Annotated in this window: 15 protein-coding genes; 2 read left to right on the top strand and 13 right to left on the bottom strand. The window is 43.3% G+C overall.

Translation table 11 applies throughout. From position 1 onward, the window contains the following. Positions 1 to 56: 56 nt before the first annotated feature. The 4 genes from pheT to rpsT form a co-directional block, all read right to left on the bottom strand. Positions 57 to 2,456: a phenylalanine--tRNA ligase subunit beta gene (gene pheT, locus ABD772_RS10180; RefSeq protein WP_345103541.1), complete on the bottom strand. Its 2,400-nt coding sequence runs from the start codon at positions 2,454 to 2,456 to the stop codon at positions 57 to 59. 123 nt (positions 2,457 to 2,579) lie between these two features. Further along, on the bottom strand, positions 2,580 to 2,822 hold the full coding sequence (locus ABD772_RS10175) for a hypothetical protein (protein ID WP_345103538.1): 243 nt from the start codon (positions 2,820 to 2,822) through the stop codon (positions 2,580 to 2,582). A gap of 233 nt (positions 2,823 to 3,055) precedes the next feature. Then, positions 3,056 to 3,751: a RadC family protein gene (radC, locus tag ABD772_RS10170; protein ID WP_345103535.1), complete on the bottom strand. Its 696-nt coding sequence runs from the start codon at positions 3,749 to 3,751 to the stop codon at positions 3,056 to 3,058. Positions 3,752 to 3,902: 151 nt separating this feature from the next. Further along, positions 3,903 to 4,157: a 30S ribosomal protein S20 gene (gene rpsT / locus ABD772_RS10165; RefSeq protein WP_345103532.1), complete on the bottom strand. Its 255-nt coding sequence runs from the start codon at positions 4,155 to 4,157 to the stop codon at positions 3,903 to 3,905. A 233-nt stretch (positions 4,158 to 4,390) separates the two neighbouring features. Between rpsT and ABD772_RS10160 the strand changes: the two genes are divergently transcribed. Together ABD772_RS10160 and ABD772_RS10155 are read left to right on the top strand one after the other, a co-directional pair. Continuing rightward, a complete protein-coding gene (locus tag ABD772_RS10160; protein ID WP_345103529.1) occupies positions 4,391 to 4,714 on the top strand; it encodes a phosphoribosylpyrophosphate synthetase in 324 nt (107 codons plus the stop codon). Continuing rightward, complete coding sequence (locus tag ABD772_RS10155; RefSeq protein ID WP_345103526.1) at positions 4,714 to 5,688, top strand: zinc dependent phospholipase C family protein; 975 nt, start codon at positions 4,714 to 4,716, stop codon at positions 5,686 to 5,688. Before ABD772_RS10160 ends, ABD772_RS10155 begins: the two co-directional genes overlap by 1 nt. Before the next feature lie 69 nt (positions 5,689 to 5,757). Here the strand turns inward: ABD772_RS10155 and ABD772_RS10150 are convergent, their stop codons facing one another. The 9 genes from ABD772_RS10150 to ABD772_RS10110 form a co-directional block, all read right to left on the bottom strand. Beyond that, a complete protein-coding gene (locus tag ABD772_RS10150; RefSeq protein ID WP_345103729.1) occupies positions 5,758 to 6,405 on the bottom strand; it encodes a DedA family protein in 648 nt (215 codons plus the stop codon). Between the two features lie 43 nt (positions 6,406 to 6,448). Beyond that, positions 6,449 to 7,114 (bottom strand): DUF4397 domain-containing protein, encoded by a 666-nt coding sequence (locus ABD772_RS10145; RefSeq protein WP_345103523.1) that lies wholly within the window; start codon positions 7,112 to 7,114, stop codon positions 6,449 to 6,451. A gap of 60 nt (positions 7,115 to 7,174) precedes the next feature. Continuing rightward, the gene (locus ABD772_RS10140) at positions 7,175 to 7,840 is read right to left on the bottom strand and encodes a DUF4397 domain-containing protein (RefSeq protein ID WP_345103520.1); all 666 of its coding nucleotides are present in this window, start codon (positions 7,838 to 7,840) and stop codon (positions 7,175 to 7,177) included. A gap of 119 nt (positions 7,841 to 7,959) precedes the next feature. Then, on the bottom strand, positions 7,960 to 9,084 hold the full coding sequence (gene dnaN / locus ABD772_RS10135; protein WP_345103517.1) for a DNA polymerase III subunit beta: 1,125 nt from the start codon (positions 9,082 to 9,084) through the stop codon (positions 7,960 to 7,962). A 37-nt stretch (positions 9,085 to 9,121) separates the two neighbouring features. Beyond that, on the bottom strand, positions 9,122 to 11,518 hold the full coding sequence (gene gldG, locus ABD772_RS10130; protein ID WP_345103514.1) for a gliding motility-associated ABC transporter substrate-binding protein GldG: 2,397 nt from the start codon (positions 11,516 to 11,518) through the stop codon (positions 9,122 to 9,124). Positions 11,519 to 11,622: 104 nt separating this feature from the next. Next, positions 11,623 to 12,141 (bottom strand): outer membrane beta-barrel protein, encoded by a 519-nt coding sequence (locus tag ABD772_RS10125; RefSeq protein ID WP_345103511.1) that lies wholly within the window; start codon positions 12,139 to 12,141, stop codon positions 11,623 to 11,625. A 77-nt stretch (positions 12,142 to 12,218) separates the two neighbouring features. Beyond that, positions 12,219 to 12,929 (bottom strand): ATP-binding cassette domain-containing protein, encoded by a 711-nt coding sequence (locus tag ABD772_RS10120; protein WP_345103508.1) that lies wholly within the window; start codon positions 12,927 to 12,929, stop codon positions 12,219 to 12,221. 109 nt (positions 12,930 to 13,038) lie between these two features. Beyond that, entirely contained in the window at positions 13,039 to 13,332 is a 294-nt protein-coding gene (locus ABD772_RS10115) for an FtsB family cell division protein (RefSeq protein WP_345103505.1), read from the bottom strand. Positions 13,333 to 13,510: 178 nt separating this feature from the next. Further along, positions 13,511 to 14,851, bottom strand: a complete 1,341-nt coding sequence (locus ABD772_RS10110; protein WP_345103502.1) for a DEAD/DEAH box helicase — start codon at positions 14,849 to 14,851, stop codon at positions 13,511 to 13,513. Positions 14,852 to 14,999: the final 148 nt, after the last annotated feature.

Raw genomic sequence — 14,999 nt, 5'->3', positions numbered from 1 at the left:
GGATTATTGAATGTTACGTTTCTTCTCAGTAATTCAATAACCCAATAATTCAGCAATTACTTGCGGATCTCCGCACCAACCTCTTTCTCTAAGTTATAAATTAGTTTCTGCATTATTGCGTCGATAGCTTTATCGGTCAAGGTTTTTTCTACGTCTTGCAAGGTAAAACTTAATGCATATGATTTTTTGCCTTCCGGTAGTTTGTCGCCCTGATAAACATCAAATACGGTTACTTCTTTTAATAGTTTACGTTCAGTGCGTTGTGCTATTTGTTTCAACTGATTAAAGGTTACATTCTTGTCAATCAGCATAGACAGATCTCGCCTTACTGCAGGGAATTTAGATATTTCCTGGTAAACGATCTTGTTCTTTTTAACCAGCTGCATGATCTGGTCAAAACTAAAGTCGGCATAAAACACTTCCTGTTCAACATCCACCTTTTTCAGCGCATCTTTAGCAACAGCACCAAATTTTACCAGTACTTTGTTGTTTTTTACGTAGTTTATACCGTAAGCCATCTTTTTACAAGTGCAATCTTCGGGCGTCACATCAGTGATGTTTAGCTTTTGCAGAATGCCATCAACTATTGCTTTCAAATTATAAAACGTAACCGACGCGGCTTTTTGGTTCCATTGAGCCGCAGACGTTGCACCACTCATAAAAATGGCAAAGCGCTGGCTCTCGTTGTACTTATCGTCTTTAATGCTGTAAACCTTGCCAAATTCGTAGAACTTGATATTGCTGTTCTGACGGTTAGCATTGTAAGCAATTGCTTCCAGACCTGAGAACAGCATCGTCTGGCGCATTACATCCAGATCAGAGCTTAGCGGGTTCAATATTTTAACAGCCGAGTCCAGCTTATCTGAATAAGCCGATTTGGTCAGCGAGTTTGACATGATCTCATTAAAACCATTGGCAGTCAGCAAATCGCTCAATAAGTTTTGTACCGTGTCCTTTTCAGGGCGTGGCGATGCACTCAGCGAGGCACGTACCTGGGTTGGGATATAAATATTATTATAACCGTAAATACGCAAAATGTCCTCTATAACATCTACATCGCGGGTAACATCAACACGATAAGGCGGGACTTTCAATATTAACCTGTCGGCGGATTCACTAACAATTTGAATATCCAGTGCGGTAATAATGCTTTTGATCTCTTCGTGTGGAATAACCTGACCTATTAAACGATGAACTGTAGCGTAGCTCAAGTCAATGTCAAACGGCGCAACGGGGTTTGGATACAGATCAATGATCTCTGAAGATATCGTTCCGCCGGCAACTTCTTTGATCAGCAAGGCGGCCCGTTTCAAAGCAAACACTACCATATCCGGATCGATGCCGCGTTCAAAGCGGAATGACGCATCCGTTTTTAAACTATGCCTTTTCGCCGTTTTACGAACGGATACTGCATTAAAATAAGCGCTCTCCAGGAATATGCTTGTGGTAGTGGCCTTAACGCCCGACCCAGCACCACCGAACACACCGGCAATACACATTGGCCCTTCGGCATCGCAGATCATCAGGTCATCAGCAGATAACTTCCGCTCTACATCATCTAAAGTTTTGAAAATGGTGCCCTCAGCGCAATTCTTTACCACTACCTTGTTACCTCTAATTGCGTCAGCATCAAAAGCATGCAGGGGCTGGCCCAGGTCATGCAGCACAAAGTTGGTGGCGTCTACTACATTATTGATAGAACGCACGCCGATAACCGCCAAACGCTCTTTTAACCATTGCGGCGATTCTTTTACTTCCAAACCCGATATAGTCAAACCGGCATAACGCGGAGCAGCAGCGGCATTCTCAACCACTATCTCAATGGGGCGGCTGGCAGTATCAATTTTAAACGCCGCAATATCAGGTTTGGTGATCGCAGTCTTCAGGTAAGCAGCAATATCTCTTGCAGTACCCAGGTGCGACATCGCGTCGGCACGGTTAGGGGTTAACCCTATCTCATACATGTAGTCGTCAGCGATATTGAAATAGTCTTTAGCCGGGCTGCCAACTTTAGCATCTTCGGCCAAAACCATAATACCGGCATGATCAGTTCCTAAGCCTATTTCATCCTCTGCGCAGATCATCCCCATTGATACCTCGCCGCGTATTTTTGATTCTTTAATCAGGAAAGGCTCTCCGGTAACCGGATGAACTGTAGTGCCTACAACGGCTACAACTACCTTCTGACCGGCAGCTACGTTTGCGGCGCCGCAAACAATTTGCAGATCTTCAGCACCGCCAATGTCTACTTTAGTAACCTTGAGGCGGTCGGCGTTCGGATGTTGGGTGGTTTCTTTTATAAAACCAATTACCAAACCTTCCAGTCCACCGGGGATAGCCTGTACTTTTTCCACACTCTCTACCTCTAAACCGGTACCGGTTAAAATAGTCGAGATCTCCTGAGGAGTTTTATCTGTATTTATAAATTCTTTGAGCCAATTATAAGATATCTTCATTGCGATGATGCGATAATCGGCAAAGATACAATTTAAGGCGAAAGGCGAAAGGTATAACCTGAAAGAGATCGAGCTGCAATAAGTAAATACTAATACGCTCGAAATGAAAAGTATTACTATAAATTAATCTTCATCTAAATCGTCATCGTCGTTCTCATCCAAGTTGTCGTCCTCATCCAAATCCAGCTCATAAGATGCTTCTGACGCCTCATAGGCCCGTGCCAGGGCATCAGACTCATCTTCGGTATCGTCGCTGATCAGATCATCGTCATCAAACCCGTTTGAATGAATATCTTGCTGACTTAACTGCTCGTCATCTGCTGTTTCTGAATCATCTGGTAATAATTCGTCGTCGGGAGTTATCATAGCTTTGTTTTTTTAAGGATAACTATCGAGATTGATATAAGTTTAGCGTTTATGCATTTTGACGAAAGTATTTGAACACAAAGATTGCATTGTCATCCTCAGTATAGCAAGAATCTTGTAAAAGCGAGGCAGCAGATTGTGTAAACTCAAATGACAATAGCGTTTATGCTTCAGAATACTAACTATCCAATCTTAATTCGTAAATCTTAAATCGTATCCCGATAGTATTGGGACTAAATCACTCCCTCGTCCGCAAAGCTATAATAGCCATCGTTAGTCACTATCAGATGATCAAGCACGTTTATGTCCAACAGCCTGCCCGCATTGGCTATTTTCTTAGTCAGATCAATATCCAGCTGGCTTGGCTTTAAATTTCCTGACGGATGATTATGCGCCATGACAATGGACACCGCACTATGTTGCAAGGCAATGCTGAAAATGATCTTCGGATCTGCTACAGTGCCGGTAAGTCCGCCCTTGCTGATGAGTTCTTTGCTGATGATCTTGCCGCCCTGGTTCAATAATAATAACCAAAATTCCTCATGATTCAGGTCCATCATGAAAGGGCGCAGAATTTTATAAGCATCTTTAGCACCATTAATTGATTCGGGCACTTTGCTTTCGGTATCATTGCGGCGGCGGCCAACCTCCAAAGCGGCAATAATAGAAATAGCTTTAGCTTCGCCGATGCCTTTAAATTTTGATAACTCAGTTATCGAGGCCTTGCCCAGGTTATTCAGATCATTGCCGTAGTGGTGTAAAATACGCTTGCTCAACTCGACAGCAGACTCCGTACGGCTGCCCGAGCCAATCAGTATGGCAATCAGCTCGGCATCCGTCAACGCACGGCGGCCCTGCGTGCTCAGCTTCTCGCGTGGCCTGTCTTCTTCAGCCCAGGCTTTGATACTGATCTTGTTGTCATAGTTCACGAAGGGAATTTAGGAAATTTTTGAGGAATATCGAACACCGAATAATGAATGCTGAAGTGCTTCGATATTCAGCATTCACTATTCGATATTATAAAAAAAAGGCGATAGGTTTACACCTATCGCCTTTCAAAATATCTTTATTAAGCTGTATTTAGCTTAAAGAGTTAACGTATTTGGTCAGCTTCGATTTATTGTTTGAAGCTTTGTTTTTGTGGATAACATTTTTCTTAGCTAAACGATCAAGCATAGAGATCACTTTAGATAAAAGAGCAGCAGCATCAGCTTTGCTGGTAGTTGTTCTCAATTTCTTGATAGCGTTTCTGGTAGTTTTAGCTTGATAACGGTTACGTAAGCGCTTCGCAGCGTTAGCTCTGATCCTTTTTATTGATGATTTATGATTTGCCATTTTAGCTTGTTATTCTATTCGTTATTTAAGGACTGCAAATATAGGGACTTTTATTATATTGTCAAATGTCTTTTTAAAATATTTTTTAGGTTGATTTCAGGAAGCGAGGGAAAACGATAAAGCGCTCGCAAGGAAACAAAGTCCGCGACTACCACGCTTCGTCCGTAATCACAAAATTAGCGCCGCTTTTACAAGTAATTTTCTAAATTTACCATAATACATCCAAACATCTTATGAAACAAAAATTCCACTATGCCACCATCAGCGAGGCTATTGAACAACTCAAAAGCCAGGGCTTTACACTTGAACTTAACTTAGAAAAAGATCATTTTAAGGCCGATGGCAAGGAATACCCCGCAGCAGAATTTGAGATTGTGGATTTATACCGCTATGAAGGCCCCTCTGACCCGGCAGATGAAGCCACCGTTTATGCGCTGACCTCGAAATCTGGACTAAAGGGAGTATTAGTTACCGGCTATGGCGTTACTGCCGATGACGAGCAAGCCGAGGAAACTATCAAACATTTACATTATAAATATCAACAGAGACAGCAATAATGACATCGTCCGCCAGGATAGTTATCGGATTATTACTGATCACGCTCTGCTCTTCCTGGGGATTTTTTGCGCACTACCGCATTAACCGGCTGGCTGTATTTACGTTACCGCACGCTATGTCCGGTTTTTATAGAGCCAATATCGATCTCATCACAGAACACGCTATTAGTGCCGATAAGCGCCGTTATGTAGACTCGTTTGAAGCTCCGCGACATTTTCTGGATGCCGATCATTATGGTAAAAATCCGTTCCGCTTTATTCCCGAACGGTGGAATGATGCGGTTGTAAAATATTCAGAAGATACCCTTAACAAATATGGCACCGTGCCCTGGGCCATTCAGTACAACTATTACAAACTGGTTAATGCATTTAAAGGCCATGATACAACAGGCATCCTCATTGCGTCGTCAAACCTGGGGCATTACGTAGCCGATGCCCACGTTCCCCTTCATCTTACCCAAAATTACAATGGGCAGTTGAGCAGCCAAACAGGCATACACGCTTTATGGGAAAGCCGTATCCCTGAACTTTTTGCCGCTAATTATAATTGTTATGCAGGCAAAGCCCGTTATATTGAAAATCCACTGAGAGAAGCATTTAATATCTGCCGCACCTCATTTGCCGAAATTGACTCTGTTTTACGAATGGAAAGAACTTTAAGCAAAACATATCCGGCTTCAAAAAAATATGCCATGGTTATGCACGGCAAAAAAGCCGTTAAAGACTACTCTGTCCAATATAGCAGCAATTACCAGCGTATGCTGCATGGCATGGTGCAAAGGCGCATGCGCTCGTCCGTTTTATCAATAGGCAGTTATTGGTATTCGGCCTGGGTAGATGCCGGGCAGCCCGATTTGGATAAGTTGATCAAACATCGCTTGACGCAATCTCAGCTACGCACCATTCAGCACGAGGAAATGGTTTATCGATCTGGTAAAATAGCGCCGTTTGAAATACAAAAGGAAGACGAATAAATACAAGCAAAGACGCGATGCATGGTATGTCTGCAAACAACACAAGAAGATACGCGACGCACCAGTTTTCTACGCGGTTTTCTTTTTTGTGCCACGGACAGCCGCAATAATCGGTGGAATAACCGATATGAGAATGATGGCGATTCCTATCATCGAAAAATGCGCTTTAAAGAATGGCACATTGCCCAACAAATATCCCGCAAATAAAAACAGGATAATCCACGAAACGCCACCAACAATGTTATACAAACTGTAGCGGAGAAAAGGCATGCCCCCTACCCCGGCCACAAACGGCGCAATGGTACGTATAATAGGCATAAAGCGACTAAAAATCACGGCTTTGCCGCCATGCTTATCAAAAAAAGCTTTGGTTTGCCGGTAATAATCCAGCTTGAGTATTTTATTGTTTTCTTTAAATACTTTCGGCCCAAAAAAATTACCCAACGTGTAATTCAATGTATTGCCGGCAAAAGCAGCCACAATTAATATCAGCGTCAACAAATAAATATCCAGGCCTGATTTACCACCTGCAATCAGCGCGCCTGCAGCAAACAGCAGCGAGTCGCCGGGCAGGAACGGCGTTACCACAAAACCGGTTTCAGAAAAAATTATTGCAAATAGTATCAGATAGGTCCAGCCTTGATATTGACTGGTAATTTGCACCAGGTGCCTGTCTATATGTAATATAAAGTCTATAAGAGATTTGATCAGTTCCAATGTAATTGATTTTGGCGCAAAATTATAAATATATCCGGTAACGTTAGCGGTTGATGATAATGCCGGTGCCAAATGCCACCGAGTCGGCACCGCCCGCCACACCCCGGCAGTATAAGGTATATATCTTGCCATCCATAATGGTTACTTTAGGAAAAGTAGATATTACGGTGCTTTGTCCTGCGGGCATCACCTTAAAATCATAGTTACCCGGCGGTACTTCTATAAACGGACTAACATTCTTATACTTCTGATCTTGAAACGCTAAAGTGCCATTTGCGCTGACATCAAACGAGGTTGAATGTGGCGATGCATTAACGAATCTGATCTTGCCACGGCCCGCAGCCGGATTAGCGGTGGTGTCAATAGTAAATATTGAGGTCACACTGCTGTCAGCCCGTAAACCGGTCACGAACAGCGTATATTTGAAATAAGGGTGCATGATAACGTTATCTATCGACACGATATTAGTTGAAGTTATTAATGGGTTTGTCGATCTGATCTGTATAGGCGGATTTATATTGTTCAGCGAAAAATATCCCGATGGACTTGGATACGAATAATAGGTATTGCTGTTCCTGATCAAACCAACATAAAGGTATACTGGTTGAAGGTCTGGACTTAAGTTAACTACCTGAAACTGAATATTTGAGGTAGCAGGCGAAACCACTCCTTTATTTTTCCCGCACGATGTAATAAAAGATATGGTCATGATGCCCGCGCAGCATAAAAACACAAAAACCATAAATCTATTTGTATTGCCCATATTCCTTTACTGTGCTATTAACACCCGCGCACCAAGTGCATTGGTACCCTTGCCATTAACCAATCCTTTTGTAAATAAATTATAAGCTACACCTGAATTGAAAGTCAGGGTGCCCGCCGCTATGGTATCTGTACCGTCCTTTACCATCGAATAGAAAACTTTACCTGCCGGGACGCTCAGAAATGACGTGGCCGATTTAAATGAAAGACTTTTTAGCGTTGGAAGGCTGCCAATGGTAAAATCAATATTACCTGCATCGGGTGAAGCATTAATGTACCTGACATAAGCGGAGCGGAGGGTATCCCTGTTGACTGTATCTTTCAGCACAAATACCTTATCTGCCGACTGGCCCGCTACAAACAACGTGTACGATGACGAAAAGTCAAAATTGAGCCCAATATCAAAAAGAGCGTTTGGATTACCGGCTTTTTTAAACTGGTAATGTTGATTGCCTGCTATAATCTCCAGGTTACGGTATTGGCCCGATGGTAACAAGGTTGAGCCGTTGTTAATGCGCGCGCCATTTTCATAAACGTTCAGGGTATCGCTACTGGCATTAATCAGCGTTATCTCGTTTTGGGTGACAGAACCTACCTTTTCGCCATCTTTTTTACAGGCAAAGACGCCAGCTATCGCCACAAATAGTATTAACAATATTATTTTGCTATTCATAAATTACCTGATGCTATATAACTGCCTTATTGCAGCTTTTGTTATCCGGTTCAATAAAAAAGTCCGGTTTTAATGCCCGGACTATGATCTGATTCAAAATTCTTTATTGTTTCTGCGGATCAAGCGTAGCTATTAAGCATAACCGGCATCACCAGCATCAATACGTCTTCATTTTCATCGCCACCCTGAGGTAACAATAAACCGGCGCGATTTGGTGTTGACATTTCTAATAATACTTCCTCGCCGCTCAGGTTTTTCAGCATCTCGATCAGGAAACGGGCATTAAAGCCAATTTCCATATCCTCGCCTTCATACTGGCAACCTAAACGCTCATGAGCCTCGTTGGCAAAGTCAATATCCTCTGATGAAATATGTAACTCGCTGCCATTGATCTTTAAGCGTACCTGGTGAGTGGTTTTATTAGCATAAATGGCTACACGGTTTAGTGAGCCTAAGAAAGCTAAGCGATCAATACTTAATTTATTGGGGTTGTTCAGTGGGATAACCGCTTCGTAATCCGGGTAACGCTCGTCAATAAGGCGGCATACCAGGTTAATGTTATTAAATTTAAAGAAGGCGCTGGTGCTGTTGTATTCAACAGATACATTTACATCATCGCTTGGTAAAGCCGACTTTAATAATGTCAAGGCTTTCTTTGGCAGGATGAATGATGTGGTTGATTCTGCTTTTGCATCCAGACGACGGTAGCGTACCAATTTGTGCGCGTCGGTAGCCACAAAAGTTAAGTACTGGCTCGACAGCTGGCAATAAACACCTGTCATTGCCGGGCGCAGTTCATCGTTACTTACCGCGAAAATAGTTTTGTTAATAGCCTCGGCCAAAACTGAAGCAGGCAGGTTTACTGACGATGCATTTTCAACAACCGGAATCTTCGGAAAGTCTTCACCGTTCTCGCCGCTTAATTTATATTTACCATCGCCGGCATTTATCTCAATAGCAAAGGTTGCGTCATCAACAGAAAAAGCTATCGGTTGCTCTGGCAATGATTTTAAAGTATCTAATAAAATGCGCGATGGAATTGCAATACGGCCATTTTCTTTTGCCTCAACCTGCAGTGATGTGGTCATGCTGGTTTGCAGGTCGGTGGCAGAAATGGTTAAGTTTCCATCCTTGATCTCAAACAAAAAGTTCTCCAATATAGGCAATACTGTGCTGCTGCTTAGCGCACCGCTCACGGCCTGCAATTGCTTCAACAATGTTGATGTGGAAACTATGAATCTCATATATAAATTTAAAGTTAATTAGTCAAAAGTATAAAATTTAATGGGCATACTTTCGCTTGCGAATATAATGTTGAAAAATAGCAAATATTAACACCAAAAGCAAAGGCACAATTGTATTTATTACTTGCCAGTATAATTTTTCGTTGCGAATGCGGGCACGGTTCAACAAGCGTAATTTGATCTCCTTGTTACGCAAAGTAATCAGGCCCGAATCGTCGGTCATGTAATCGGCAATATTCAGCAACAGGTTTTTATTGCCAAAATTCTGGCGCGTATAGTGGTCGTATCCCAAGGGATATGGCGAGCCATCTGCGGCCACCTGGTTTTTAAATATATCGCCGTCGCTGATAACAATCTGCTTCGTAGATACACTTTCTGACTTTTGCTGAATAGCCTCGCCCAAACCTTGGGGTTGCGGGCGGTTTTGAAAGTCAGACATAAACTGTCCCTCTAATAAAACCCCGGTAACCTTTGGTGTACTTTGAAACGCTTTCGGGTCGGGTTCCTGCTCAATAGCCTGCAATGATAGCATGTGAGGCGCTTTCAGATTTTTATTGTAGGGCGATGATGTCAATAGTACCGTCTTCTTAACATTACGGATATCCAATACATCAATGGTGTTTACAAACTCGCTGTAAATGCCATCCAGATTTTTGATGACAGGGTGTTTGGACATCGGCATAAATATCGGGTAAAACAGCCAGGGCACCATTTGAATTTGTGCCTGCCCGCCTATATTGCCTGTGCTGATAGGAATTTGTGCAGAGTTTATATCCGCAATCAAATCATAATTAATACGCACCCCATAAGTAAATAACTGATCATCCAGATTCAACTGTTTCGGGAAAGCCAGTTGTTCCCCGCCGTGGCCGCGCAGGCTATCCAGTTCGGCGCTTACCTGGTCAATTGTCCAGACAATTCTTCCGCCGCGCATCAGGTATTGATCCAGCTTGAATTTTTCGGCTTCGGTAAATGCTTTGTTGGGTTTGGGTACTACGATGAGGCGTATTTTGAGCAAACTGTCAAAAGGGATGCTTTTAAGATCAACGCGGCCAACTTCAAAACCGTCAGACAAAGAGCGCATAGCGTCATTCAGTTGTACATCGGTCAGCTCATCATGGCCGGTGGTAAAGCCTATTTGCGGCCGGCCCCCTTTCGTAGCTTTTTTAATAGCCGATATAAAAGCGTATTCCAGATTTTGGATAGAGTTATTGAGCACTTCATCGGCTGAAAGCCCCATCTGATTTTGCTGATACAGCAACTTAACCGGAATATCCCGGCCATTAGCCGCCACTATTGCTGCCGGGAATATGGTTTTCTGGGTTACACCGTCATCGGTTTTTACAGATAGCGCAGTTGGCTCAATGCCGCGGGACTGCAAATCCTGAATAGTTTGATTTTGCTGCTCGTTTGACAGGCCTTTCAGCGGGTCGACAAACTCAAACTGCAAATTATGGTGGCTATAAGCTTGCAGATCGCTCAGCATATCATTAGTAGCGCGCTGCAGGCGCTTCATACCGCCGGTTAAATCGCCCTGTAAATAAACGGTAACTTTTACCGGCCCCTTCAGACTATCTAAAATACCGCGACTCATGGTTGATATGGTGTAGCGGCCTTCCTTAGTAAAATCAAAACGGGTAAAACCCACATTGCTTAATATGCCGATAATTACAATAATTGCGATGCCAATAAGGCTTCTTTTACCCGCACTTTTTTGCTGCTGCTTTAACAGCACAACCACCGTTAGCCAGATAAATGATGCCCCAAGAACTATAAAGTAGCCCAGATCGCGTGTATCTAAAACGCCCCGGCTTATAGATTGATAATGATCACCAATGCCAAGGCTTTGTATACCGGTTGATTGCAGCGACAGTAATCCACTCAATGAATCAAATCCACTGTAAAAAAAGAAACAGATAAATACTGATATGGTGAATGCGATGATCTGATTTTTGGTAATGGCTGACGCAAACAAGCCAATGGCCGCAAACGACGCGCCCAATAAAAACAAGCCAATGTATGAGCCAATAACTGCGCCGCTATCGATATTGCCCTGGGGTATGCCTAACACATAAACCGAGTAATAATAAACCAGGGTAGGCGCTAATGCAAACAAAACAATGATAACCGCCGCGAAATATTTCCCTAATACAATTTGCAGCTCGGTAAGCGGGCGGGTGATCAATAATTCAAATGTCCCCTCCTTGCGCTCCTCGGCGAGCAACCGCATGGTTATTCCAGGTATCAGGAACATAAACAGGTAAGGTGCCGTGCTAAACAGGCTATCTAATCCGGCGTAGCCATAATCCAGAACTGATGAGTCGGGAAAAACCCACAGGAAGAGCCCCAGTACCAGCAAAAAAACACCAATGGTAACATAGGCCACCAGCGAACTGAGGTAAGTTGTAATTTCTTTTTTGAGTATGCTATACACCTTAAAAACTTGAATGCCGAAATTACAACAATATTTGCTATCGCCACATCGGCAAGACAAAAAAACCAAAGCTCCTGATTTCTCAGGAGCTTTTAAAATCTCTTTTAGAAACTGTAAGCTAAACGCGCCGCTATCTGGCTTTTGGTGTGGCCGCTTTGCGCCCAGCCCTCATAACGGAAGCCTAAGTCGGCATGGGTATCAAACCGGTAGCCAATGCCAGGAGCATAAGCCAACCATGTACCACCGCCCGAGGCGGTTGAAATGGTAGTACCTAACTGAGCTTCGGCATAAAATAAATCGCAAAGAAAATATTTGACACCAGCTTTTAAAGGTATATAGCCCTCGCCCGAGTTTGTTTTAGCGTAACCTAAAACTGCCGAGGTAACATCGCCTCGATAAGGAAAGTAAGTATATCCGCCCGAAACAGTTAGCGAGGTGTTGCTTGCAACAGCAAACCCATATTTTAATGACCCCCCAATGGTAAAGGTTGAAATATTACGGGCCGAGCCCACCGGAATACCAGCCTCTAAACCCAAGCTAAACTTACCGGGGTCGGTTTTTTGCGCAGAAGCATTTATGAGCACACCGCCCAGTAGTGCCAAGGTTAAAAATATCTTTCTCATTGTTTAAGAGTTATAATTGATATCAAAAATATAAAATCAACATTAATAAGCAACCGGGTCCTTGATTTTAAAGGTGCCTACTGATTATTGGTAAGCTTAACAAAAATACTTTCTAACGATGTTGCGTTGTTGCTGTGCTTGAGACTTTGCAGCGTATCATCAGCAACAATTTTTCCTTTGTTTATGATGATGACATGATCGCAAACAGCCTCGACCTCCTGCATGATATGAGTAGATAGCACCACGGTTTTCGTTTTACCCAGATCGATAATTAACTGGCGGATGCTGATCAACTGGTTAGGGTCAAGACCCGAAGTAGGCTCGTCTAAAATAAGCACCTTAGGATCATGCAATATAGCTTGTGCCAGGCCGACGCGCTGGCGATACCCTTTTGATAACTGACCGATCTTTTTGTGTTGCTCCGGACCAAGGCCGGTCATTTCGATAACCTCTGCAATACGTTTTTCCGGCTCGTGAAGCTTATGCATATCGGCCACAAAGCCAAGCGACTCTTTTACGTACATATCAGCATACAGGGCATTACTTTCGGGCAGGTAGCCTATGTTACGTTTAACCTCGAGCGGCTGGGTAGTCACATCAAATCCACATACCTCTGCTCTGCCCCCGGTTTGCGGGATAAAGCCGGTCAGTATTTTCATCGTAGTTGATTTACCCGCACCGTTGGGGCCTAAAAAGCCCAGTACGCCCGGCTTAGCCGCAAAACTGATATCGTCAACAGCCTTTTGCTCACCATAAATTTTTGTTAGACCTTCAACATGAATGCTCATGCTTCAAATGTAGTAAAAAGCCCCTTCTAAATATCCTCTGGAAAGGGAGACTTTTTTTTGATAAATTTAATAAGTAAAACCCTCCCCGCCGGGGAGGGCTTGGGTGGGGTTACTTTTTCTCTTTTACAACCACAAAAACATCCTCATTGTCTTTGTGCATGAGGTATTTTTCGCGGGCAAATTTTTCAAGCTTTTCCGGGTCGGAGTTAAGCTCGTCGAGGTCCTTGGCAACTTTTTCGCTTTCGTCTTTAAAGAAATCGCGCTCTTCTTTCAGTTTATTAACCTCCTGATGATATTGATATTGCGACAACAGGTCATTCTTATCAAAAAAAATCATCCAGACTGCAAAAGCTACTGTAACCAGGAAAAATTTGTTTTTAAACAGATCTATCAATCGTTTCATGACCGGGGAGCGATAATTTCATTAAAATTATTTAAAAAGATTAACTGCTGCAAATATGCTTATTAACTTATTAACAATAAAATCCACGTAGATACGCGATGCATCGCGTATACAATGCAATTATTTATTGGATGGATGAGAGACGCGATGCATCGCGTCTCTGCGAAGGGCAATTTTTTTACCTTCTGTTACCGTTTGATTTACCGCCATTGCCACCTGGTCTGCCACCGCTCATATTGCTTTCGGCTGAACGCCCGCCGCCGCTATGACGGCTGTTATCTGACGGGCGTTTATCGGCTCGTCCAAAACCACGACCCCGTTTTTGACCGCCGCCTTTACCTTTAGGTTTATCGGCCTCATCAGTGGGGCGTACAGTTTGCGGATTCATCACATAGGGATGCTCTTCATTTACCGGTATCTGTTTGCCAATCAATTTATGAATGTCCCTGATATATTCCAGCTCCTCGGCATCGCAAAAGGAATAAGCTATACCATTGGCCCCCGCCCTGCCCGTACGCCCAATGCGGTGTACATAGGTTTCGGGGATGTTTGGTATTTCGTAATTTATTACGTGGGTTAACTCATCGATATCGATACCACGCGCCGCAATATCCGTAGCGATAAGAACTCTCGTATCCCGGTTTTTAAAGTTAGTTAATGCACGCTGCCTGGCATTTTGTGATTTATTGCCGTGTATAGCCTCGGCAGTGATCTTTAGCCTGTGCAGATCTTTGACCACTTTATCGGCGCCATGCTTGGTACGCGTAAATACCAACGCAGTTTTGATGTCCTTATCTTTAAGAATGTGCGCCAGCAAATCGCGTTTGTCTGACTTTTGTACGTAGTACAATTCCTGCTGAATGGTATCAGCAGTTGACGATACCGGAGTAACTTCTATTTTTTCCGGATTGGTCAGGATAGTATCGGCCAGGTGCTGAATTTCTTTAGGCATTGTAGCCGAAAAAAACAGCGTTTGCCTTTTAACCGGCACTTTGGCGATGACCTTTTTTACATCGTTTACAAAACCCATATCCAGCATACGGTCGGCTTCATCCAATACCAGCATCTTAATATGCTCCAGATGGACGAAACGCTGGTTCATTAAATCCAGCAAACGGCCCGGGGTAGCTACCAAAATATCCACCCCACGACGCAAAGCATCTACCTGTGGATTTTGTGACACACCACCAAAGATCACCAGGTGTTTTAAACCGGTGTGACGGCCGTAGGCCGCCAGGCTTTCGTTGATCTGTATGGCCAGTTCCCGGGTTGGCGTTAATATGAGCGCTTTAATAGTTTTTTGCTCCTTGTGCTGTAATCTGTCCTGGTAAAGCAGTTGTAAAATTGGTATAGAGAAAGCTGCAGTTTTACCGGTACCGGTTTGCGCACAACCTAAAAGGTCGCGGCGTTGCAGTACAATAGGTATAGCCTGCTCTTGTATGGGTGTAGGTGTAGTATATCCTTCAGTTTTTAAAGCCTTGAGGATGGGCTCTATTAAATTTAAATCGTTAAATGTCATTATCTTATTGTTTGCCAACGCGATCGCAGAAGCTTTGTCTGAAAAGAATCGTCAGAGATTTTTTATTTTGGCAAAGATACGGTTTTATTTTGGCTTCGCCCGAAACCAATATTAGCCCTGGTGGTTATTTCAATATTTAAACACCACC

Origin of the sequence: Mucilaginibacter panaciglaebae, assembly GCF_039539265.1 — a bacterium.
Taxonomy (GTDB): Bacteria; Bacteroidota; Bacteroidia; order Sphingobacteriales; family Sphingobacteriaceae; genus Mucilaginibacter; species Mucilaginibacter panaciglaebae.
The sequence above is the reverse complement of the archived record's forward strand: the minus strand, read 5'-3'. Positions and strand labels throughout refer to the sequence as shown.